Annotated in this window: 21 protein-coding genes, 1 tRNA gene and 1 riboswitch; of the genes, 3 read left to right on the top strand and 19 right to left on the bottom strand. The window is 45.9% G+C overall.

The window, feature by feature from the left end; translation table 11 throughout:
• Positions 1 to 142: 142 nt before the first annotated feature.
• The 6 genes from ACTU7M_RS04725 to ACTU7M_RS04700 all read right to left on the bottom strand — a co-directional run bounded on the left by ACTU7M_RS04725 (position 143) and on the right by ACTU7M_RS04700 (position 8,763).
• On the bottom strand, positions 143 to 985 hold the full coding sequence (locus ACTU7M_RS04725; protein WP_443473227.1) for a creatininase family protein: 843 nt from the start codon (positions 983 to 985) through the stop codon (positions 143 to 145).
• A gap of 29 nt (positions 986 to 1,014) precedes the next feature.
• On the bottom strand, positions 1,015 to 3,372 hold the full coding sequence (locus ACTU7M_RS04720) for a glycoside hydrolase family 3 protein (RefSeq protein ID WP_443473226.1): 2,358 nt from the start codon (positions 3,370 to 3,372) through the stop codon (positions 1,015 to 1,017).
• 73 nt (positions 3,373 to 3,445) lie between these two features.
• The gene (locus ACTU7M_RS04715; protein WP_443473225.1) at positions 3,446 to 4,897 is read right to left on the bottom strand and encodes an MFS transporter; all 1,452 of its coding nucleotides are present in this window, start codon (positions 4,895 to 4,897) and stop codon (positions 3,446 to 3,448) included.
• A gap of 448 nt (positions 4,898 to 5,345) precedes the next feature.
• A complete protein-coding gene (locus tag ACTU7M_RS04710; protein ID WP_443473224.1) occupies positions 5,346 to 6,743 on the bottom strand; it encodes a PH domain-containing protein in 1,398 nt (465 codons plus the stop codon).
• Positions 6,736 to 7,227 (bottom strand): PH domain-containing protein, encoded by a 492-nt coding sequence (locus ACTU7M_RS04705; protein ID WP_443473223.1) that lies wholly within the window; start codon positions 7,225 to 7,227, stop codon positions 6,736 to 6,738. The genes ACTU7M_RS04710 and ACTU7M_RS04705 overlap by 8 nt, the downstream gene beginning before the upstream one ends.
• 180 nt (positions 7,228 to 7,407) lie before the next feature.
• Positions 7,408 to 8,763 carry a M24 family metallopeptidase gene (locus ACTU7M_RS04700; protein ID WP_443473388.1) on the bottom strand — a complete coding sequence of 452 codons (1,356 nt, stop codon included), beginning with the start codon at positions 8,761 to 8,763 and terminating at the stop codon, positions 7,408 to 7,410.
• A 136-nt stretch (positions 8,764 to 8,899) separates the two neighbouring features.
• On the opposite strand from ACTU7M_RS04700, the gene ACTU7M_RS04695 reads away from it, so the two are divergent.
• The gene (locus ACTU7M_RS04695) at positions 8,900 to 9,763 is read left to right on the top strand and encodes a nuclease-related domain-containing protein (protein ID WP_443473222.1); all 864 of its coding nucleotides are present in this window, start codon (positions 8,900 to 8,902) and stop codon (positions 9,761 to 9,763) included.
• A gap of 158 nt (positions 9,764 to 9,921) precedes the next feature.
• Here ACTU7M_RS04695 and ACTU7M_RS04690 read toward each other — a convergent pair.
• Both ACTU7M_RS04690 and add read right to left on the bottom strand, forming a co-directional pair.
• Positions 9,922 to 9,992: transfer RNA gene (locus tag ACTU7M_RS04690), tRNA-Ala, on the bottom strand.
• A 55-nt stretch (positions 9,993 to 10,047) separates the two neighbouring features.
• Entirely contained in the window at positions 10,048 to 11,055 is a 1,008-nt protein-coding gene (gene add / locus ACTU7M_RS04685) for an adenosine deaminase (protein WP_443473221.1), read from the bottom strand.
• Between the two features lie 166 nt (positions 11,056 to 11,221).
• On the opposite strand from add, the gene ACTU7M_RS04680 reads away from it, so the two are divergent.
• Complete coding sequence (locus ACTU7M_RS04680) at positions 11,222 to 11,608, top strand: RidA family protein (protein WP_443473220.1); 387 nt, start codon at positions 11,222 to 11,224, stop codon at positions 11,606 to 11,608.
• Between the two features lie 261 nt (positions 11,609 to 11,869).
• On the opposite strand, the gene ACTU7M_RS04675 is transcribed toward ACTU7M_RS04680, so the two are convergent.
• The 6 genes from ACTU7M_RS04675 to ACTU7M_RS04650 all read right to left on the bottom strand — a co-directional run bounded on the left by ACTU7M_RS04675 (position 11,870) and on the right by ACTU7M_RS04650 (position 14,748).
• Positions 11,870 to 12,154, bottom strand: coding sequence for a hypothetical protein (locus tag ACTU7M_RS04675; protein WP_443473219.1), 285 nt, complete (start codon positions 12,152 to 12,154; stop codon positions 11,870 to 11,872).
• A gap of 174 nt (positions 12,155 to 12,328) precedes the next feature.
• Positions 12,329 to 12,913 (bottom strand): cob(I)yrinic acid a,c-diamide adenosyltransferase, encoded by a 585-nt coding sequence (locus tag ACTU7M_RS04670; RefSeq protein WP_443473218.1) that lies wholly within the window; start codon positions 12,911 to 12,913, stop codon positions 12,329 to 12,331.
• Positions 12,888 to 13,352 carry a EutP/PduV family microcompartment system protein gene (locus ACTU7M_RS04665; protein ID WP_443473217.1) on the bottom strand — a complete coding sequence of 155 codons (465 nt, stop codon included), beginning with the start codon at positions 13,350 to 13,352 and terminating at the stop codon, positions 12,888 to 12,890. The genes ACTU7M_RS04670 and ACTU7M_RS04665 overlap by 26 nt, the downstream gene beginning before the upstream one ends.
• A gap of 18 nt (positions 13,353 to 13,370) precedes the next feature.
• Positions 13,371 to 13,715: a BMC domain-containing protein gene (locus ACTU7M_RS04660; protein ID WP_443473216.1), complete on the bottom strand. Its 345-nt coding sequence runs from the start codon at positions 13,713 to 13,715 to the stop codon at positions 13,371 to 13,373.
• Between the two features lie 101 nt (positions 13,716 to 13,816).
• The gene (locus tag ACTU7M_RS04655) at positions 13,817 to 14,371 is read right to left on the bottom strand and encodes an ECF transporter S component (RefSeq protein ID WP_443473215.1); all 555 of its coding nucleotides are present in this window, start codon (positions 14,369 to 14,371) and stop codon (positions 13,817 to 13,819) included.
• A complete protein-coding gene (locus ACTU7M_RS04650) occupies positions 14,350 to 14,748 on the bottom strand; it encodes a DUF4430 domain-containing protein (protein ID WP_443473214.1) in 399 nt (132 codons plus the stop codon). Before ACTU7M_RS04650 ends, ACTU7M_RS04655 begins: the two co-directional genes overlap by 22 nt.
• 181 nt (positions 14,749 to 14,929) lie before the next feature.
• A riboswitch (adenosylcobalamin (AdoCbl) riboswitch) is annotated at positions 14,930 to 15,084 on the bottom strand.
• Between the two features lie 148 nt (positions 15,085 to 15,232).
• Here ACTU7M_RS04650 and ACTU7M_RS04645 point away from each other — a divergent pair.
• The gene (locus ACTU7M_RS04645) at positions 15,233 to 16,087 is read left to right on the top strand and encodes a nuclease-related domain-containing protein (RefSeq protein WP_443473213.1); all 855 of its coding nucleotides are present in this window, start codon (positions 15,233 to 15,235) and stop codon (positions 16,085 to 16,087) included.
• Positions 16,088 to 16,251: 164 nt separating this feature from the next.
• On the opposite strand, the gene ACTU7M_RS04640 is transcribed toward ACTU7M_RS04645, so the two are convergent.
• From ACTU7M_RS04640 to ACTU7M_RS04620, 5 genes are all read right to left on the bottom strand, one after another.
• A complete protein-coding gene (locus tag ACTU7M_RS04640) occupies positions 16,252 to 17,211 on the bottom strand; it encodes a Gfo/Idh/MocA family protein (protein WP_443473212.1) in 960 nt (319 codons plus the stop codon).
• Between the two features lie 11 nt (positions 17,212 to 17,222).
• Entirely contained in the window at positions 17,223 to 18,467 is a 1,245-nt protein-coding gene (gene uvsE, locus ACTU7M_RS04635) for a UV DNA damage repair endonuclease UvsE (RefSeq protein WP_443473211.1), read from the bottom strand.
• 128 nt (positions 18,468 to 18,595) lie between these two features.
• Positions 18,596 to 20,032, bottom strand: a complete 1,437-nt coding sequence (locus tag ACTU7M_RS04630; protein ID WP_443473210.1) for a 6-phospho-beta-glucosidase — start codon at positions 20,030 to 20,032, stop codon at positions 18,596 to 18,598.
• Positions 20,032 to 22,182 carry a glycoside hydrolase family 3 N-terminal domain-containing protein gene (locus tag ACTU7M_RS04625; protein ID WP_443473209.1) on the bottom strand — a complete coding sequence of 717 codons (2,151 nt, stop codon included), beginning with the start codon at positions 22,180 to 22,182 and terminating at the stop codon, positions 20,032 to 20,034. The genes ACTU7M_RS04630 and ACTU7M_RS04625 overlap by 1 nt, the downstream gene beginning before the upstream one ends.
• Positions 22,151 to 23,101 (bottom strand): ROK family protein, encoded by a 951-nt coding sequence (locus tag ACTU7M_RS04620; RefSeq protein ID WP_443473208.1) that lies wholly within the window; start codon positions 23,099 to 23,101, stop codon positions 22,151 to 22,153. Before ACTU7M_RS04620 ends, ACTU7M_RS04625 begins: the two co-directional genes overlap by 32 nt.
• Between the last annotated feature and the right edge of the window lie 10 nt (positions 23,102 to 23,111).

Genomic DNA, 23,111 nt, shown 5'->3' with positions numbered 1-23,111 from the left:
AAAGTCGGAACTAGAACGGCAGAATTGATTTTTTACTGCCGAGTTTTAAAAAAGTCGGCAGTATAATGGTGTTTTGGGTTCCCTTCTTCCGACTTTTCTGCCTATTCAAAAAACCCCGCGATGTAGCTGCGGGGTTTGGTGTTTATTCGTATAACCAATCTTTGTATTTCGGGATGACTTCATTATCTTGGAAATCAGCGAGTTCTTTGAGGAGCTCAACTTTTTTCTCGATTTCCAGACTTTCGACGAAGGCATCGAACAAGGGTTTACCGTTATTGGCGATTTCTTGGCGATGTTCGACAGATTCGATTTTATGCGTCGGCATATGGTCGGATAGTTCGCCGAAGTAGTAGGCCGTTGAGCCGGAGCCAAAGGCGGAACGGAACAACCCAGATGCAAAAGCCACGGACTGTTCTTTTTTCTCGGAGAAATCATTTTCCGGTGTGGTGATGGGAACATCATCCAAACGGCCCAGGTAGTCATACCCGGCCAAGATTAAATCGGTGAAGGGATCCCCTTCGCCGCCGAAGAATTGTTTGGCAAATTCCGGCTGCATCATGGTCATGACCGAGTCGATATAAAGCAACGGCACTTTTTTCTCTTCGAAGAAGTCGCGGATTACCGGACTAATCGTCATGGAGGCTGGCCCGTGCAGGCTGATAAAGACTTGGCGCTTGAAACCTTGGCGGTATAAAGATTTGGCAATGGCCAGAAGATAATCGATGCCATCACGAACCGAAACTTGAACGGTTCCGCGACCGGATAAGGTAGCACCTGCATAGAAATACGGCAAGTTATGCAAGACTAAGCCGTCTGTTTTTTCGGCCAGGCGCAAAGCTACTGCTTCAGAGATGACTGTTTCGGAATCCAGCGGCAGTCCGCCGTGTAATTCGGTGACACCCACCGGGATAAAGATTAAGTCATTTTTTTGTAGGTATGCTTCGACCTCTTGATTTGTACATTTTGATAAAAAGCGTGTTCTCATAATACGATTCCTCCTCGTTTAAAAAATGTTTAGACTTCGTAATGTAAGCCGAACCCTGCCCGGTAGTAATTGCCGTCTTCGTCGCAGTAAGCATAACTGCCACCTTTGACATTGGCTAAAATTTCCGGTTTTATGTACTGGTCTTTGTCGTATCCGGGCACGTCATTTGGTGAGACGCATACTTCACGGATTTCCCCGTCGATTTCAACTTCGTTAAGGGCAATGACTTCTGGAGAAGATACCATCGTCAAGGGCATTTTCCCAGTTGGTGAAAATTCGCCCACCACTACTTCAACTTGCGCACGAAGCACCTGATCAAGAGCGACTTTACTCGTTGTGTATTGGAAGGTCATCCCATCCACGTAGGGTTCCAATTTATCCAAAAGCCATGGACTGGTAACGACACAGCTCGCAATCACCTTGCCTCCGTTGTTGTGGACCAGTTCACTGATTTCCTTGATTTTGGCGACATCTTTCAGGGTCGTGATCGACACTTTGTTGCCGGTACGTTTCTGACTCTTGTTCACTTCACGCTCATCGAAGAGTTGATTATCCACCAAGTCAATAACAGGCATGGCAAACTGGTTGAACACCATGCCGTTTGTCATCGGCCATACATGCAGGTATGCATAATCTGCTTCTTCCGGTGTATCAACTATGACATGGCCTTTTTCTTCAAATAAAGCCACCAATTTTTGACGGAATGCCTCGGGATCATCTTTCGGCACTTCTTTTAATCCCATCGCGGCTGCCATGAAAGCTGCCCCGGTATCAACACCTTTGAAACAAGCAATGTATACTTTTTTGTTTGGTTTTAATGGCAATACCGCGCCATGATTTTTCGCTAGAACGATGGATTTTTGGTTGGCCTGATAGGCAGCTTTTTTCGCCCCATCCAGTTTTTCAGCGCGTACCTTGTTCGCATGTTCGGGATCAAGATAAGGATTATCGACCCGCTTGGTTTTGAATAAACTCAAGAGACGATTATAGCTGGCGCGGTCCAGGTCTTCTTTGGCCAGATAGCCTTTTTCCACTGCTTCGACAATATGTTCCGGGTCAGCCGTCCCGCCGACTACATCCGTTCCGGCTGCGATTGCTTTGGCATAACGTTCTGGAATGGATAACTCTTCCACACCATAAATTTGTGACGTCACGATTCCGGAGTCTGAGTTGACATAGCCATTGAAGCCCATCGTTTCTCTTGCTAAACCATCCAACAGTTCTTTGCTATAGGCAGTCGCGACCACTTCTTTTGAGGTCATTTTTCCACGATATGTTTGTGGCTTTGTCCGGCTATCGGTCGTAATGCGTGAGTAGTTCGGCATAATGCCTGATGCTTGTAAATCAAACGCTGCCTGGAATGGCGGCAAATGATATTTTTCCAAAGAACCTGCTGTTGGATAAAGGCGCCATTGACCAATTGCCATGTGCGATTCGAATCCATTTTCTGAAGGGCCATCACCGGGGAAATGTTTCACGGTTAAGACAACCGAGTCTTTATTTAAACCATCTGTCCCATCTTGATACCCTTTAACCAGTTCAGAGACAATTCCAGCTGTGACTTCCGGTACTTCTCCATAGGTTCCACTATTACGGGGCCAACGGGGATCCGTTGCGATATCAACTTGTGGTCCATAAAGTACATTTTGTCCGGCAGCCTTCATCATACTGCGATCAACATGGGCCATTTCATGGACGAGGTCGTAATTGCCCTCTCCCATTACCGCAGCGGCGATACCCAGTGAATCCGGATAGCCGATGTTGATGGGGTTGGTATGTAGCGAATAAGGGATGGCCACGCCACCAAGGGACGCTTCGTATTCCAGCATTTGCGTACCGGCGTTATGATACAAGGCACTCATCGCTGCTTCAACATTCATGTCACCGCGGTATACACCACCGGTTATTTTCCGTTCCAAAATATCTTTATCATCGACATGGGTTGAGATACCTGGGATGGGGGACGGTGGCTCTGGTTCTGACGGATCGTGTTTTTTGTAAATTTTATTTAAGGCGAGCTTGCCCGCTTCATCGGTGGCTTCAGCACGCGTTGGCACAACCGGCGTGTTCCAGAGTGTATTTAAGACAAGACCGGCTTGTTGATCCAGGCGAAGGTAATGAACCATATCTTTCGCACGTGTTTCATCATCCAAACGCCAATCTTTAAAAGGTGCCATCTTTCCCGAGTTGTCCAAATCTTTGAAATATAACCCATCCTGGACAATCACCCCACAGGTCGTGACACCGATGGTCGGTCCATTTTCATTTTCAAAGTAAACAGGTTCTAAATACCTATCATTAATGGCTTCCCCTTTTTCAAGTTCATAGGGTGCCGGAATATAGCCATCATTTATGGATTGCTTATTGATTACTGGACTATTTTTCACAGGACACGTTCCTTTCGTTATTTAAAAATACAAAATCCCCTAATTCGCAATGCTCATTAGGGGATTGAATGCTTTATACAGTTTCTACTACAGCTTCAACTTCTGCAACCGGAGCAACTTTGCTGTTTCTCCATACAGATAGTTCTTTACCAGTGCTGCCATCCAAGTTCCAGACGAACTTGAAGCATAGCCATGAGCCGATTGCTGCAACAGCTGGAACAACCAATGTCATGACTTGGATACCTAGAATTGTTCCGCCTGCTTGTGAAACGCCAGCGTTTGTCAATTCAGGGTTGTAACCAATCCAACCAATCATCAATACTGCCAATGATTGAGAAATTGTTTGTCCAACACGACGAGTCAATGAGAATGTTCCGTAGATTGCGCCTTCTGTACGTTTACCTGTTAAGTATTCGTTGTAGTCGATTGCTTCCCCAACAAGACCCCATTGCATTTGAACAGATAAGTTGATCAATGCGTAACCAATTCCTGATACAAACAAGAAGACTGTTGGCGCTACGTTCGTACTCAACATCAGACCGAATAGTCCAAGCATCATGGAAAGACCGATTAAGAGTGATGTACGGATTACACGTACCGTGCTACCCATTTTTTTAACAATAACGGGTGCAATAGACAGGATAACCATTGTCAATGACATTGAAATAATCGATGTGTAACTCATCAAGCTGATATCGCCCAATACGTCAGCGTACATGTAAGCATTGAACTGACCGTAAATCGTTGTACCAAAAACAATAATGATTGAGTGCATACTTAGTGCCAAGAAAGCACGGTTTTTCTTGAATACATTCAAGATATCGGAGAATTTAACTTTTTGTGATTCATCGTCTGCTTTAACTGCTTTTGATGCCGTATTTCTTTCTTCTGTCCACAAGTAGTGGATGAAGATTGTGAAACCACCTAAAACTGCACAGACAACTGCTGACCAGAAGTAACCTGTTGTCGTTTCACCGAAACGTCCCAACATTTGCGGTACAAGAACCATTGCAATCATACCACCAACTGTTGAACCCATTCCGCGAGCAGAAGAAAGTTGGGCACGTTCCGGATCATTTTTTGCCATTGTTCCAAGCAAGGAACCCATCCCGATGTTCATCATGGTGTAACCAAGCTCGTAAACAATCTTGAAGATGAACAAGGCAGCAATGGCACCGAAGCCACTCAGTAAACTTGGGACACTAAAGAATGCGATCATACCTAAAACGATTGGTGCAATAGAGTATAAGAGCCAAGGACGGAATTTGTCTTTGTTTCCGGAAGATTTTGCAAACATTTTGTCCATCAACGTTCCCATCAATGGGTCGTTGACCATGTCCCAAATATTCCAGATTAATAATAATACCGATAATGTCGCAAAGTTAATTGTCAATACGTTTGTTACGTAACGTGTCATGTAGCTACTTACTAGAATTAATGTCATTACCCCGCCAGCGTCTCCCGCAGCATAACCAATCTTGTGTTTCAAAGTTAAACCTTCACCAGCAACTTTTTTCACTGCCATACCATTCATCTCCTCAGATAAAAAATATTATGTCTCAATTAGTATTTTTGAAGCTTGCATTACCATGTGGATTCTATCGGTTCTTTCCCGGGAGAACTGATAGAATTTCAGGATTAATGACTCCGCTTTCGGAATACGCTTTCATTTTATGCGATTGGCTATGCTTTTGCTATGACCAAAAATCCTTTCATTTTGGTTTAAATTGATTGTAAGTGCTTTCTTTATGATTTTATGTGCTCAAATAATGATTTTTTTGACAGAAACGACTTATTTCTTTGTGCATTCAATCACATTAAATGTCAAATTACAGATATTTTTGCAATTTATGGATATTTCAGCTTGCCCTTTTTATGGATTGTGTGGGAAGTTGTGTCGGAAAAAAGAACGTTTTTTCTAATGGTGGCAGCGATTTGGCGTAAAAAAATAAACCTACCCTCATGAGGCAGGTTTATTTGTTAAAAAACTGTTTCAATTTATGTTGGTGCTTTTGGCCAATGAACTTCAACTTGATGGATTCGGATCCGAGACCTGTTTTAAGGGTCATTTTGGTGTGACCAATTTGTTTCGGATACAACCACTTGCTGGTTTGGTTGGTAAGGGCCTGTATTTTGGGCCTTTCGACAAAGGTTTGCACTTTGGTTAAAGACTCGAAAGTTTGCAGGCACAAGCGACTTGCTGTTTGGATGGCATAGCCTTGATAATGATAGTCCAACCAGGCACAAAATAGAAAGTACGTTGCCACTAACATAGCCGCAAGTCCCCAATAAAAATGAAAATAAAACCCGGCAATGATTACGGGTATAAAGAGTAAATACCAACGCCAGAAGTACCAAATTTTATTGGTGGAAGCGCGGATGAGGTCAGGTTGTTGCATGTGCCATTCCGGCAATAGCTGGTCCAGGGTTTGATACAACTTGCTGTCTGAAATGATGGGTAGGACATACAGTTTAGTGGGGGTATTATTTTCACCTTGTTTTTCCTGGCCCCCTGCCAGGATTATTTCAACGGACGAGAGTTTCAACACTTTGCGTAACACTTGTTGGCGAATTCGGATACCCTGGATTTTATCAACCGGGATTTTTTGGACTTTTCTTTCCAACAACCCACTTTCAATGGTCAAGGTCTGGTTGGAGCGTGACACATTGAAGTTATAAAACTGGAAAAAGTTCTTGGCCAAAGATATCAGCATAATGGATACAAATACAAGCAACGCTAATCCGAGCAAGAAAATCCAGCCACGACGATACGCATCTTCGGCAGTGGTCACAACGTTTGTATACCAACTATCCGGAATCAACTCGGTCCCGAAAGCGATCAGAGCCGTTAAGGAGGCGAGAATGCTGAGGTCGGTGATACCGAAAAGAAATATTTGCTCATCGGTGACGTGATAAGTCGCCTCGGCAGCGGTCTGGGGTTCTTTTTCCAAAGGCTCGCGGTGACGGTAACTTTCCAGTAATTGGAGGGTATTTATGTCTACGGCTGGTAGCTCGCCCTCCGCCTCTTGGGATTTTCCGCCTGCGGTTTCAATCAGGATTTGGATAATATTGAAGGGTTTGTAAAAGAACCACTGGCGTTGCTTGATGGTCTGGATGCGTTCGTAAGGGATGTCGGTTTCTTTTTTCCGAAAAAAGCCGTGGTAAATGATGATTTTTTCGGGGGAAATGACGTACGAGCGCGTTAGGTATTTTGCGATTGCTTGGACGAGTGCCAGGGCGACGATTCCCAGGATGACTAAATAGGAGCCGCCGTTGATTAAAGTCAGAACGAGCAGGAAAAGCCAGGTTCTTAAGGCTTGGATCCAGTAACTGGCGATGGCCATGGGATGGAATTTTTGACGATTAGACATCCTCTTTCGCCACCTTTACGAGTGCAATGATTTGTTCGCGCAGATTCAGGGCTTCGGACATATCGAGGCCGGCAATGCGGTGGCTGGTCGCTGCGGTATGGATGACGATTTCCATCAGGTTTTCTTTGCGCAGGAACGGTCCTTGCTCGGTTTCGACGTGCTGGATGCGGTTCATCGGCACGTAGGTGATTGAGCGGAAAAAGTAGCCTTTTTGGAAAGCCAGGTCCTCGGGTGTCACTTCGAAGCGGTAGAAATGATAACGATATGGAATCAGTGCTATCGCGATTAGGGTCGTGAGTATCGTGATACCGAAATAAATACTGAGCGCGATAATCCATGGGTTGGTGAAGACGTCCAGATAGGCGAGAAGAGCTGTAACGGCTAATCCGATGATTATGAAAATAAGTGCGAGAAGAATTGTGGTTTTGCGCCAGACAGACTTGATTGTTGCCGGCATTTGTTTTGGTAATAAGGGATATTCCAAAGGGTTGTTCCTCCTAGTAGCGTTTGTTTAAATTTTAGCATAATTCATGAAAAAAAGAGTCCCTTTGCAGAGACTCTTTGCAAACTCGGAAAGAGATTTTAGAATGGGTAAATTTACTGCCGAGTTTTTTTAAAAGTCGGCAGGAGAAGTTGCCTTTGTTGTTTGTTCTTCCGATTTTTGTTAGTTTTCGAGATAGAGACTGATATCTTTGTTCAGCATGAAGGGTCTGATATAGCCCAGTGTACTAGCTAAAGGCAGAATCTCGTCTGGTAAATCGATATTTAGTTCCTGTTTTAGATAGGCTCTGCGATTTTGGATTCGGGTCCAAAGCTCAGGGTAAGATGCTTTGATTTCATTTTGGAGTTCCGTGTCGGCGATTGCGACCGTGCTCTCAGCGGAAACACCCTGTTTGTATTGCTTTTGGCTCGGGATAAAATCGACCTGGAACAGCATGCCAGACGCAACGGTAGCGTTTGAACCTTTGAAAAATGGCGATGATAGCCATTCTTCATCGGCCACCAGGTGCCCGGGACAAAGTTCCCATCCATAAGTTCTTTGTGGGTATTGGGCTTCAAAATTGGCGTAGAATTCGCCGGCGTGAACGCCTGGTTTCACATTTTGGAGCCAATAGTTATAAGCTGTGAAATAAGGATAAACCACGTTTTCCAGATAACCTGGGTCTACTTGTTCGAGTTCTTCTCTGGTTTCGACGGCATACCCTGCTCGACTGGAAAGGCCGCCTTTGTAGGCAGTTGTCAGGGCTACTTTATCACCCTGCTCCAGTTTTTTGTGGGTCGGGTAAATATTGGCATTCACAAAACGTTCGCCGAATGCGGCTATGGATACGACGGTATTATATTGGCCGTGTTGGTGCAGATGTGCGCCGATTTCGAGTTCGGATTTACCTACTTCCAAATTGTTCAGGGCGTTCAGGACGCCGTCTGAAGCCAGTGAAGCCCCGTATTCGTAGTGGGCAATTTCGTTGGCGTTATTGGTCGTGCGCGCGCCGTAAGCCGGGTCAATCATCAAGCCTGTTGCGTCCACCAGATTTGTGGTACGGGTTTTGATGGCTTCCACGATAAAGTTCGGTATATCGATTCCCGGGATGAGCTTCCACCCTACCAGCCCTACTTTTTGACTGGTGTCGATAGCCGCTTCGCTAATGATATTTTTCAGTTCGTCCCCGCTGGCCATTGGTTGGTTGGGAAGTGAGAACATCGAACATTTGAAGCTTTCAGACGGAATCCGTGCATATTTTGCTTTGTTATGGTTTTCATTTCCCAAGATTAAAATGCTGGAACCGTCGACGTTCAGGATCTGGATGGCCTCTTCAAAGCGTGGAATGAAGCCAACCAGGTACTCGAAGTTGGCGCCGTGCTCTTTGTCGGCGTAGATGATGAGTGACGAGAGTTGGTTTTGTTTCATAAGGTTCAGGACTTTCGTTTTGCGTTCTTGGATGGTTGCGTCGGTTAGTTCGGTTTGGATGCCTGGATTGTCGCGAAGTGGCTGTTTGGTTTGTTTGTAGTTGGGTTTGATTATAATCACTCCTTGTTTGTAATGCGGTTACAATCATTATAGTATAGTTGTGGATTTTGTGCAGAGCCAGAATGATTTTGAAGGAAAAAAATTGTTTTTGCGAATTTTCGCTTATATATATGTAGGGGGAATGTATATGTTAATGAAAGTTCGTGAGAAACCGATTGAGCTACAGAAGTTAGAAGCTCTGCGTGGCCGGATGGCTTTTACGTCTGAACAGGAGCGCCTTTATAAGTCTTTGTTGATTGGCTATAGGGGAGAATGTTTGAATGATGGTATGGCTGATGACATGGATGAATATGTGATGCGGTTGCATGATTTGCTTTTGGTAAGCGGTGGCCGGACTTGCCAGATTGATTCTTTATTTATTTCTGATGGAAAGGTTTATCTTTTGGAGATAAAGAATTGGGAAGGTTCTTTCGATATAAAGGATGGGGATTTTATTGGACTGGCTGCCTGCCCATTGGCTCAACTCAAGCGTTCTAAATTGATTTTGGAAAATGTGGTACGAAGTATGGGGATTGAGTTGGAAGTTGAGGCCAGGCTTGTTTTTATGAATCCCAAAATTGTTGTTTATGGCATCCAAAGAGACGCTCCCATTTTGTTTGTGCATCAGATTCCGGAATACTATAGGGATATTTGTTGGCGTGGTGGCTGGTCCCAGTGGGATAGACGATTGGCGGAGAGGCTTTTAAAATATCATGTGGCGGTTAATCCTTATCAGAAAGAAGTGCCCTATTCTCGGGCGAGCGTTTCGAGTGGCATGATGTGCCCTGACTGTCGTGGGAAAATGATGGGTTTCGATTTGGTTAAACTGTATTGTTCCAGGTGTAATTTTTATGAGCTTAAAAAGGATGGACTGGTGCGGGCTAAAGCTGAGCTGGATACTTTATTCGGTAATTCTCTTTACCCACAGCGTGATTTGTATCTTTGGTGTGAGGGGTTAGTTTCAAAAAGAATGATTCATACGTTCATTACGCAAAGGTCGAGTAAGTTTTGAAGACCTTTGCGTAGATTTTGTATTTTGCCGGCAAAGGTAGGCGTTTATTAACGAACCTTTGCGTTAATAGTTGGTTCAGAGTGCAAAGGTTGTTGAATTTGAGAAGACCTTTGCGAAAAAGGACCCACTTCGTTATGAAGTAGGCCCTTTTTTATGGATGGACGATACGAGAATCGAACTCGTGCTACTAGCATGCCATGCTAGCGTACTCCCGCTATACTAATCGCCCGGGATTCTTTAGCGTCATTGGTAACGCTAAAGATAATTATAGCACAAGATTTTTCTTAGTCCAGATAGGGAGCGTAAGAATTTTCAAGTTGTTTTTGAATCGTTTGTTTTACTTCCGCGCTTGCGAATGAGTGGCGGATAGCTGCTACGTTTAATTTCTTCATTTCGCCATAGGTCAAGGCGCAATTTTCAGCCATGAGTTGGTATTCGCGGCTGAGGGTTGTGTTTGAGACGGTTCGGTTGTCGGTATTGACGCAACACGGAACGTTTTCGTCCAGGAACAGGCGCAAGGGATGGTCATCCAGGGACGCGATTGCATTGGTCTGGACGTTGCTGGTTGGAGCCACCTCCAATAAAATATTACGCTCGCGGCAAAGGTCGCGGGCTTTTTTGTCGTTTCTGACTGCGACGCCGTGGCCGATTCGGGTTGCACCGAGGTGGATTGCATCCACGACGTTATGCGGGCAGTTACACTCACCGGAATGGAGCGTGATTTGAAGATTGGCTTGTTTGGCCGCATCCACGACTGGTTTTATGTGCTGGTTGGCGCCCTCTTTTTCATCTCCGGCGAAATCGAAACCGACGACGTAAGGATTGTGGTAGGTTTTGATTTGCTCGACAAGTGCCAAGTTGTCCGCGTTGGAATGGTGGCGCATGGCGCTGATTAGGAGGTTGACTTTGACCGGGAATACGTCGGTTGCGGCTTCGAGTCCGCGGATAACGGCATCCAGTACTTCATGAAGGGTCAGCCCTTCTCGTGTATGCAGTCGCGGTGCGAAACGTAGTTCGATATATTTCACATTGTCGTTGGCGACGGCTTCAATGGTTGCGTAAGTGGCCTCTTCCAGGTTTTGGGCAGTCTGGAGAAGTGGCAGGATTGCGTCAAAGCTGTCGAGATAGTCTTGCAGGTTGAGGCATTTATCCGGTGCTATGGCCTTTTCGATTTCGCCGGGTTGGTAGCCTGCCTCGGTTGCGAATTTACGCAAAGTTGGTAGTGGCACGGAGCCATCAAGGTGGCAATGTAGTTCCACTTTCGGGAGTTGTTCGATGATTGATTTTTCCATGATTACACTGCCTTTCAAATGTATATTAAGAAATATTATAGAGATTTTGTTGCCAAAAGTAAAAGCATAAATTCAATAGGTTGGTTTTTCGGCGATGATTATTTGTATATAGGGAGGTACTTCGCTAGAATGAATGGTATCAAAGACTTAATAGGAGGTTTCAGATATGGTTAGAAAAATTTATACAGCAGACAGTGTAATGGCGTCGGGTCCTTATTCGCATGCGGTCGACGCTGGCGAGTATGTTTATTTTTCCGGTCAAACGGCCAAGAATGCGATTGATGCTCGTGAATTGGGTGATGATATTGCGGCTCAGACTGTGCAGTGCTTTACTAATTTGTTGGCAGTTATGGCTGAAGCGGATCTAACACCTGATGATGTGGTCAAAGTGAATGTGTATCTGACTTCAATGAAACATTTTGAGGCGATGAATGAAGTTTATAAAACGCAATTCGAGGCCCCATACCCGGCCCGGACTTGCGTCGCTGTTCTGGAATTGCCGCTTGGTGCAGATGTCGAAATTGAAATCGTGGCGAAACGCCCGATTAAATAAAGATAATACTGCTTTTGGATGATTTGATCCGGAGGCAGTATTTTTTTTGAAAATTTTTGGTGGTAAACGGGATTGATGTGCAGACACTGTAAGAAAAATAAATAAAACGAACCGCAGTATAGGCGCACTGGCCTTACTGTGGTTCGTTGAAATACCATTCAGGTGAACTATCAATACTTTTTTGCAGGCCTGCGGGGACATTTTCCATTTTTCCATCAAATGGAAAATTCGGATTCAAGATGAGTGGCCTTGCAACGGAGGCTAATGGAACAGTGTTGAGCATTTTTTCCAACAGGCATTCATTTTTGATTCCCCCATTGCCAATGACGGGAATATTACCGGCTGCCTTCTGGAGCATTTCCATTTCCCCCAAATTAGCTTGAATGTTGTCGTGGATGAAAAATAATTCAATACGGTTTCCAGAATTTGAGAAGAAGCAATAAATCCATCTGTAACAATTAATAGTCGTTCATTTTCAAATTCCGCTAAATGCTCCAAGCTATTATCACCCATGTATAAAGTTGTTCCAAATCTGACTTTCTCCATCATTACCCTCCTTTCTCGCAAAAAAAGGCCGCAAGTAACGGGAGTATCATTGATACTCGTGTACTTACGGCCTCGTTGCTCGTATTTTTAATTCGCACGCCCTTGTGCTCTACCCTCTAAATGTACTATTCAAAGAAATAATTGTCAATAGTTTTTTATAAAACGGTTTCATTTCTAATCTTTTAAATCTTTTTTAGTTATTTCGGTATGGAAGACTTTACCGCTGCGTTCGTATAGCACGTCTTTAATCTGTGCATCCGCATTAACAACCCGCGCAATTGCAAAGAAATAATCCGATAACCTGTTGATAAATTTGAGGACTTCCTCATTCATATCGTTAGTCCATTGGAAGGTCACGATTTCTCTTTCCGCCCGGCGTGCCACGGTACGTGCAAAATGAAGCGTGCTGGCAAGCGTTGTCCCCCCTGGTAAAATAAATGACTCCACTACGGGTGGGATATCCGCGTATACATCAATTCTACTTTCTAGCCAAAAAGTTAAATCTTTGGTCACCCTGTATGGATTTTTACCATGTGGTGTTGCCAAATCATTGCCACAATCGAACAGATACTGTTGAATTTGCATCAGTTCCGCTCTAAGTTGTGGCTTCGTTTCATCCAGACTGGTAATGATTCCAACGATACTGTTCAATTCATCCACGGTTCCATAGGCAATGACCCGTGCTTCGTCTTTAGCTAATTGGATGCCCCCGACAATGCGCGTGTAACCCTTATCACCGGTCCGAGTGTATATTTGCATGAACATCTGCTCCTTTTAAATAATCTATTAATGCTGGCATGCCCTCGCCGGTTACGGCAGAAACACGAAAAATCTTTTCCACTCCGGCTAGTTGCAGTCGTTTCTCTGCATCCTGTATTTGTTTTTCGTCCTCGCATAAATCAATCTTGGTAACAATCCCGATACATGGTCGCATCATGTTCTGGGCAAAGTTTGGTGAAAAAATCATTTCCTGTTCAATGGCGCTGGAGATCAAGCCGATAATTTCCGATTCGGCTGCCATCATCTGTAAGGCACTATAAAAACGCCGATGCTGCACGAATTCGCCTGGCGTATCAATCATTTGGGGGTAAAACTCCACTGCCTGCGTCTTGTTATATTTCAGCTCTTCGCCTAAAATACTTTGGCAAAGCGTCGTTTTTCCGCTCCCAATCGATCCGATATACATTATCTTTTTCATATAAAGACCCCGTTCGATTTATGTTTTCGTAATTTTAGGTACACTAAATCCCATCATCCTCTCAAGAAATGATGTTGTTTCTATCATTGCTCCTTCAACAGCGGCAATGTCTCCCAAAATAAAAACTGAGCCACTGAAGCGATCAACAAAACCAATTTTTATCGGCCCTTGTTTTTTAGCCATGTCCACGGCAATTACGGCCACTTCGCTTGGCGTAATGGTCATGATACCAATTGCCTGGTAATACTCATTTTGTAATCCCAATTTGTCAAAGATACGTTTATCAGGATTGGCAATGATATGCGCAATGGTGACTTGTTTTCCCGGAACGGATTCAAATATTTTTCTTTCCTTTGTTTCCATACTTGCCCCTCATTTCAATATGAAAGCGCAACACACACCCTCATATTATTTCTATTTTTTCTAAAAGTCAAGACAAGAAAAAACCGAGGAGCATCCTCGGTTCAATGGATTTTTCGCATTTGGTGGTGTAACAACGGTGCTAGAATCGGTTCCAGGATCAAGTAGAAACCAGCATTTCCCGCCGCATGCATGAGGTCGAACGAAATCCCCATTAAATAGTAGACCCAAAAATTGGTCATGCCATACATATTGTAAGAAAAAATGGAGATGATGAATCCGAACAGCAGGCCGTTCAAAAAAGAATAGGCAGTAAAAATGAAGCGGGTATTTTTCTTCCCCTTCCCATAAAGGGGTTTGAGAAAGATGCCGGCGAAACCCAGCAAAAGGAAATACGTGATGAGTTGTGGAAAAAGCCAAGGACCCATTCCCAAAACCATATTGGACAGAATAAGGGACGCAGCTGCAACAATCAAGCCGTCCGTAATCGTGAGATTCAATGTTATCAACAGGAGGATGGTCGTCATCGGTTGGACATTCGGGATAAATTGAAAGACAATCCTGCCAACATAACAAAGGGCTGTCAGGATAGCCAATAAAGCTAATCGCTTAACCGAAAATTTTTGGCTCTTTTTTCTTACATCGCTTCTAGTTTCCATTCTACAACGTCTCCCTCTTGGAGTTCCGTTTCATTTGCGCCCACTGGTGCCATTTCGCCATTTATATCAAATAACCAATATTTCCCTGCTTCCGTATCTTGTTCCTGTCCGTCAATGGACGTAATGAATCCGTCCGTTTCTTCGATGTCATAATTCTCTTTCATAACATCCAGGAGAATAGCGCCCTCTTCGACTTGTATTTCTTGGCTGCCACCCTCAACTTCTTCACCATCAATGGACATGCGCATCGTGACGGTAATCGTCTCTGCCATAACTGATGAGATGGTTGATTCGGAAATTGATTCTTCGGTCGTTTGTGGTGATTGGCAACCCGCCAAAATAAATCCAGATGCTAATAAAAATAAATATTTTTTCATTTTTCCTCACTCCTAATTTTTGTATTATAAAAAATTAGGAACTGAATAACCGTCATTGGTTACCCACCTTCATCTTTGAAGTCCAGTCCCCATCTACTAATTTTTGATAGAGGTCCTTCATTTTGCTAAAAATGAAGCTGTTTTTTGAGTACAAAAAAAGCCTATGCGCCATTACATAGACTGGGACGATACTGTTTTACCTCGAAACAGCAAACGTTGCATTATTAGCAATCCAAGATAAAGATCTGACTCCATATGTCTCCATATGATTACAGTGGCGGGACCGTATTGGGATTTAACCAAACTTCCGTATCTTGGTTGTCTTTGAATGGTACTTCTATCACCTCTGATTGTAGGTGAAAGTTCCGCAAAATGCAAGCGCTTATATAAGTATGATCAGTTTAAGGCTATAGAGGGTATTTTTTTATTTTAAAAAAAGCTTTTCGAGGTTTTTTGCTTATATATATGTAAAGGGGGAATGGCTATGTTGATGAAAAAACGGGAAATGGCGGTTGAGCTTCGGGTATTGCGTGCGCTACAGGGACGGATGGTGTTTTCGCCGAGGCTGGAGCGACAGCTGCGGAATTCGGAATCGGGCCAGGTTGGTGAGTGCAGCTTTGATGAATTGGGTGCCTGGATTGATGATTGTGCGGTGCGGTTGAATGATTTGGTGTTGGTTGTTGGTGGAAAGTTGTGCCAGATTGATGCTTTATATATTTGTGATGGTGTGGTTTATTTGTTTGAAGTAAAAAATTGGATGGGGGCGTTTGACTTAATGGATGGGGATTTTGTGGGTCTATCAGCCTGTCCGTTGGCGCAGCTAAAGAGATCCCGGATGTTGCTGGAAGAATTGTTGCGGTCGATGCGGGTATCGGTTCGGGTAGAATCACGATTAGTATTTGTGGGAACGGGCGTAAGTTTGTATGGGTTGCGGCGGGATGATCCGGTGTTGTTGCCGCATCAGGTGCAAGGTTATTTAAACGAATTACGGATTCGGTCGGGCGGATTTTTGCAGGATAGTGATGTCCGGTTGGGTCAGCGATTGGCTAATCACCATGTTGTGAATAATCCATATCAGCCGTTGGCTAAGTACTGTGTGGAGGATGTAGCGGGTGGGGTACTTTGTGGGGAGTGTCGGGTTCGGATGGTTGAGTACAGTTTTCTACGATTAACTTGCCCAAGATGCAACATATTTGAACATAAACGAAACAGTTTAGAACGGACAATTCTAGAATTAGATACTTTATTTCCACCAGAAAAACAACGCGTCCATCAAATTTATTTGTGGTGCGACAAAATATTTTCAAAAAGAATGATTCATGATTACTTAAAACAGTAAAATCTGCATACATTCATGAATATTATTCCGAGTATGCAGACTATTTGCGAAAGTCTGCATGCTCGGAAAGCTTCGTATCGGGAGCGCGCAGAGAAGGACCCCTTTCTCTGCACACTTGACCTTATACAGCCAACGAGTATTCAGAGTAGGTGGTCCATAATAATTTAATCGAACGGATAAACCAGTCCCCATTCGGCCCGAACCGTATCCATAATAGTCATGACATTTTTTGTTTTGGCGAGAGTGGGGTTAGCACCCTTTTCCAGCACCATATTGGTGAAATTATTGATTTCATGAGTGAAGGCATGGGCGGTATCGGTTGTCTCAATCACTGTTTTGTTTCCTTGTAGGTCCGTAAAAGTAGCTTGGTTAGCGCGGGTGTAGCCCGGTATTTCCAGGTAACCTTTTTGGAACGCAACGACGCCTACATGTGGGAGGTCGGTACCAAAAGATAAGGTAATGGTTGCCAGTTCTTTTTCTTTATTTTTCAAAAGAATGACGGAGGTTTCATCGACTCCGGTTTCGTGTAGGTTGCCGAAAGTCAGGATTTCGTCAGGTTGGCTGGTCATGAACTCGAGTGCGAATGTGAGCGCGTAAGTTCCGATGTCGAAGAGTGCGCCGCCCGCTAGCTCGGGTTTGTAGAAATACATCGGGGAGTCTTCGGGTTTGAAGGCTCCGTATGGCGCGTGGATGTATTTGAGTTTGCCAAGGTCGTGCTCCGCAATCCACTGTTTGAGTTTCGGGTAAAGCGGGACATGGAAAATGGTCATGGCTTCGGCCAAATACAGGTTCTTGTCGGCCGCGAGCTGGATGACTTCGTCGAGTTGGGCGCGGCTTGTCACCATGACTTTTTCGGAAAAGACGTGCTTACCGGCATTCAGGCATTGCTTGATCTGCTTGTAATGGTGGCTGTGAGGTGTCGCGATATAGACGGCGTCGATGGTAGCGTCGGCGAGCATTTCTTCATAGCTGCCGTAGCTGACAGGAATCTTATATTGGTCGGCAAATGCGGCTGCTTTTTCTTTGGAACGGGATGCAACGGCGTAAAGCTCGGCCTTGTCAGTTTTGAAAGAACGTGCGAAATCATTGGCGATGTTGCCTGCTCCCAGTATTGCCCATTTCATGGTGTGGCCTCCTAAAGGTATAAGTATAATGATTGCAAAAGATAATCGACTTCGTATTTGGTTGCCAGCTTGAGCAGCTGGCGTTTGATTGGTGCGGGTGCGCCTTTAGCCAAGTTGCGTTCAAATTGTTTGCGCTCGGCTGGAGTCGCTTGGTCCTTGAAGTAGCCCCAAACGTGTTCGGCCGCATTCTCAATGTAGCCGGGGTTCGCGCTTGAATCAGCTAACGTTGTTTCGATTAACTGATAGAATTCGCGCACCGGGTAAGCTGATTTATCTTTTAATAACGTGCGGATAGCTTGATAAGCAGCTGGCGATTTTTCCAGGATGGCATATTTGTATCTACCCCACTCTTTTTCCAAAAATTTGATTTGGGGTGTATCGGTCAAGGCGTTGACACATTTAACGGCGGACAGGTTTTTATCCTTGACTTCCAGCATGATATCAATGGTTTGATCGGGTAATTCGCTGTAGAAATCCAGAAACGTTTCAAGCGCGATTGTTTGGGTATGGGCACCGGGTTGCTTGGTCGGATCCTGTTGGGAATAATGAATTTTTTGCTTGCCGTCTTCGGGCTGCCAGGTTTTGGCGACTTCTGCGATCCAATAGCTGTCCGGCGCCGGTGTTGGCGGTTGGTTGATCGCGTGATGCAGATTATCGAATACGGCCGGTATTTTCAGTTGGTTAGCCAGAACCAGCACTTCTTCAATATTATAGGAACGTTCGTCATTTTCGATGATGAGGCGGTCCTTGACGGATTGCGGCAGGCGCTGGAAATTGAGAGCGAATCGCTCCATCGCAACTGGCTTATCACCGTATACCCCTCCCACGTGCAGAATAATTTTACTGGTGCGGTTGGTTCCAAGCGCAGTGAGCACTTGGTCGTGGTAAATCAGATCCGCAATGGTACGGTTAACGACGTCATCACTTGGGGAGTTCAAAACGGTATATTGGCCCGGATGCATGGAAACGCGTAGGCCATTTTTTTTGATTTTGGCACCGATTCTATGGAAATCCTCTTGATGAATCACGCGCCAGTCGAGTTCATTAACGGGGCTCGAGCCAAATGGAATCAGGTCGGAACTGATCCGGAATAGTTTGATATTATTTTCGTGGTTATAATCAACCATGCGCTCGAGTGAGGCCAGGTTGTGTGCAGTTACCTCGGTCAGTTTTTCCGGGGTGGCGAATTTCATCGTGACGGCGCGGACGTTTGTACCCGGCGTCCCGATATTTAAACAGGCATAGCCAATTGACATAAAGATGGGTGCTCCTTTCGTTAATCGTATTGGATTAAATTTATATTAAATGAGGGATGAAAGCAATTTAAAGGGTTTGGCGAACCCAAAAAAACTCGGCAGCGAATTTGCTGCCGAGTCGATCATCGTTACAAGTTTTCCCCGTTCGAGGCAATCACTTCCTTGTACCAATCGAAAGACGCCTTTTTCTTGCGGTCTAGGGTCCCTTCGCCTTGGTTGTCTTTATCGACGTAAATGAATCCATAGCGCTTCTCCATTTCACCGGTGGAAAAACTGACGATGTCGATGCAGCCCCAAGGTGTGTAGCCGATCAGGTCAACGCCATCTTCTTCAACGGCCTGTTTCATTTGCTTGATGTGTTCACGCAAATAATGGATGCGGTAGTCGTCCTGAATGGTGCCATCCGCCTCAACCGTGTCGTATGCACCAAAACCATTTTCCACAATAAACAAAGGCAGGTTGTAGCGTTCGCTCAAGACATTCAGGATATAACGCAAACCAACCGGGTCAATCGGCCAGTCCCAGTCACTTTTTTCGAGATAGGGGTTGTCGGTCAACTTCAAGCCATCAATCGCCCCATCCTGTCTACCCGGGACATTCTCCAAGGCGGTCACGGTATTGGACATGTAATAGCTTAAACCGATGTAGTCCACTGTCCCTTCGCGCAGGATTTGCAACTCCTCTTCCGTATAGTCAATCTGATAGCCTTCCTTTTCCCAGATTTTCAAAACGTAACCTGGGATTTCGCCGCGGACATGGATGTCATTGTAGAAGAAACGGCGGTCCATGGCCTTTACGGCTGCCATCATGTCATCTGGATTGGAAGAATACGGATAAACCGGGACATAGGCCATCATGCAACCAATCTGGAAATCGGGATTGATGCGGTGGCCAATTTTGACGGCTTTGGCGCTGGCGATTAGTTCGTTCAAACTCGCTTGGTAAACCACTTCTGCTTTGTTTTCGCCCTCTTCGAAAATGATGGCCGAGTTGTTAAACACATGCAGGGGATGGTAACCATCTGCCTGGTTGTTGATTTCGTTGAACGTCATCCAGTACTTCACCTTGTCACGGTAGCGTTCGAACACCGTTTCCGCATAATGGGCAAAGAAATCAATCAGCTGCTTGTTGCGGAAACCGCCGTATTGCTTGTAAAGATGATAAGGAATTTCAAAATGGGACAAGGTCACGACCGGTTCAATCCCGTATTTCAGCAATTCATCAAACAGGTCATCGTAAAACTGCAAACCCGCCTCGTTCGGTTCGGTTTCGTCCCCCAATGGGAAAATGCGGCTCCAGGCGATGGAGGTCCGGAAACTCTTGAAGCCCATTTCCGCGAACAAGGCAATGTCTTCCTTGTAACGGTGGTAGAAATCAACCGCTTCGTGGCTTGGGTAATGATACTCGGGCACCACCCCGTCCGTTATTTTCCGGGCCGTCGTATTGGAGCCGCCGCTGATGACATCAGCGGTTGAAATACCTTTGCCACCTTCATTCCAGCCACCCTCGATTTGGTTGGCCGCAACGGCGCCACCCCAAAGAAAATCATGCTTGAAACCCTTCATTAACCTTTTCCTCCTTCTAGTAACTTGAATGTGCCCACCTTTTCGGCAAGACTATCCGTCCCGATAAAGACGTCAAACAGACCGGGGTCGGCGTGGTTTGATAAGTCGGGATGGATGTAACGCAAATCAGCTTCGATCAAAGTGAACGTGAATGGTGCTTCACTTTGCGCCGGAACCGTGATTTTTTGGAACTTTTTCAACTCCTTGACTGGCCGTGACACGGTCGCGACTTGATCATGGATATAAAGTTGGATGGTTTCCGTCCCGTCGTAATTACTCGTGTTCTTGATAAGGCCGCTGAAATGGATTTCGCCATCCGGATCGAGTTCGGTCGTACTCTGTTCGATTTCCCGCAACTCAAATGTAGCGTAGCTTTTTCCGTACCCGAAAGGATACAACGGTTCGTTCGGGATATCCAAATAGCGTGATACATATTGGTAGCCTTTTGTTTCCTCGGTCAGTGGACGGCCGGTACGGATCTGGTTGTAATAAACCGGAATTTGGCCGGTCGTGTACGGGAAAGACATGGACAATTTCCCGCTCGGGTTGACGGCACCGAACAAGACATCCGCCACGGCATTCCCTGCTTCTGTCCCGGGGAACCAAGCCTCCAGGACGGCATCGGAATACTGTTTGACCGCTCGCAAATCCAGCGGCCGGCCGTTAAAGAGCACAGTCACGACTTTCTTGCCGGTGGCGTGGGCTTGTTTCAACAACTCGATTTGGACCGGATGCAGGGTGATGTCGGACTTGCTGGCACCCTCGCCGGATTCGCGGCTGGCTTCACCCAGAGCCACCACCAAAGTTTCACTGGTGGCGAACACGTTGTGGATGGCTTGCCATTCGGATGCTGAGATGGCGGTCGTTTCCGCGACCGGTGCTACCTGCAACTGGCGAGCATAGGGCTTCATTCCCGCTTCCAGAGTCACGCTTTGGGATGGGTCACCCATTAAGGACCAGGAACCCAGCACATCCTGACTTTGGGAAAATGGCCCCACCAAGCCGATGGCATTATCCGCTTTGAGTGGCAATGTTTGGTCGTGGTTCTCCAACAATACCAGTGTTTGGCTGGCCAACTTACGGGCTTCACCCCGCAAAGCTTCGGTATCAACCGGTTCTTCGGTCAGGCCCCGATAAGGATTCTCAAACAAACCTAAATCATTCTTCAAATTCAACACGCGCCACACGGATGCATCAATTGCTTCCTGTAAAGGAGCGAGTTCTTCCTGGGCATGGATGTAACTGTAGGACGTCATGTCGATATCGATTCCCGCCGCCACCGCCAGTTGGGCTGCCTGGGTATGGTCTTCGGCCACCCCATGATTGATCAGTTCGCCGACTGCATTCCAATCGGAAATGATGACCCCATCAAAGCCCAGCTGTTCCCGCAAAACCGTTTCGAGGAGCGGTTTGTTGGCCGTGACCGGCGTGCCGTTGAAGACGTTGAAAGAAGTCATCACCAATTTGGCCCCGGCCTCGATGGCAGCTTGAAAAGCGGGCAAATGATTTTGATGCAGTTCCACTTCCGACATATCGACGCGGTTGTAGTCCCGTCCAGCTTCAGCCCAGCCGTAGCCGACAAAATGTTTGACACAGGCCGCAATCTTCTCATGATCCTTTTCCAGATCTGTCCCTTGATAGCCCGTAACGAATGCTTCTGCGTAAACCTGATTCAAATAAGGATCTTCACCGGTACTCTCCAGCACCCGTCCCCAGCGCGGATCACGCACCAAGTCAACCATCGGGGAAAAAGTGACCTGAATCCCTTCACTGCTGGCTTCCTTGGCTGATAATGCGGCCATTTCCTCAATCAGGGCTGGATTCCAACTGGCGCCAAGCGCAAGCGGAATCGGGAAAATGGTCCGGTAGCCGTGAATGACATCCGCCATCAATAACAACGGGATTTTCAAGCGGCTTTTTTCCAAAAAGCGTTTCTGAATCGCAGCCGCTTGTTCCCGGGTTTGGGTATTCAACGTCGACCCGACGACAAAGCGGTCTTCTTCCGCCAAAATCACATTTTGTAACGGACCGGTCAAGGTGCCTTCTTCCGGATTTTCATCCAGGAAGTGCGGGCTGACTTGCACGAGCTGGCCAATTTTTTCCTGGAAGGTCATTTGCTCAAATAAGTGCCGTAACTTCGTTTTTTCCACTCTCTACGTTCTCCTCCTTGCAGCTTTTCATGGCCTTGTAAGTTGCCCCGACAATCCCGGCATCATTCAGGAAATGACACGGGCGGATTTCGGCTAAGGTCATATTTTCCATATCGCGGTGTCCAGCCTGCAAAGCCCGGACGCGGCGATTCAATTCTTTGATAAAGGCTGGGTTGGCACTGATTCCGCCTCCGACCAACACCACTTCCGGGTCCAGGGTCACCAGGACATTGTAAATCCCGATGGCGAGATGATGATAAAACGCATCGATGATCGCTTGGGCATTGGTGTCACCCGCTGCGGCCAAGGTAAATATCTGTTCGCCGTCCAATTCGGCTGTTGTCCCCGTTTCGTCTTGGTAACGTTGAACCAAACCGGATTGGACGGAACCGGTCAAGCTGAGCGATGCCAAGCGCGTATCGCCCGCCTCGATAAATTTGTTGATCATGAAGCCAAATTCCCCCGCTGTCGCATGGGCACCGCGGTAAATATCATGGTTGATGATGATGGCCCCACCGATGCCGGTCCCGACCACAGCCGTGAAATAATTCGCGTACTGTTTGCCGGCTCCGAGCCATTTTTCGGCCAAGGCAGCACTGTTGGCGTCATTTTCAACCGACACCGGAACGCCCAGTTCTTTTTCGAGGATATCTTTCAAATGGATACCATAAAAATCGAAAATGGCTCCGCCGGTCGTCATAAAGCCGGTCGCCTCAACAACACCGGGCACACTGATTCCAACGGAGGCGATTTCATGGTTTTCTTGATAGGTTGCCACGATTTCTTTGACTCGGCTGATGATTTCTTGGCCCTTGGTGCTGGTTTTGCTTTTTGATTTGTGAAGGATGGTGCCCGTTTCATCCAACAGGCCGTATTTAATATTCGTCCCGCCGATATCGATACCAATATATTTCTTCATTGCTTTCCCT

Source organism: Jeotgalibaca sp. A122 (assembly GCF_052266715.1).
GTDB lineage: Bacteria > Bacillota > Bacilli > Lactobacillales > Aerococcaceae > Jeotgalibaca.
The sequence above is the reverse complement of the archived record's forward strand: the minus strand, read 5'-3'. Positions and strand labels throughout refer to the sequence as shown.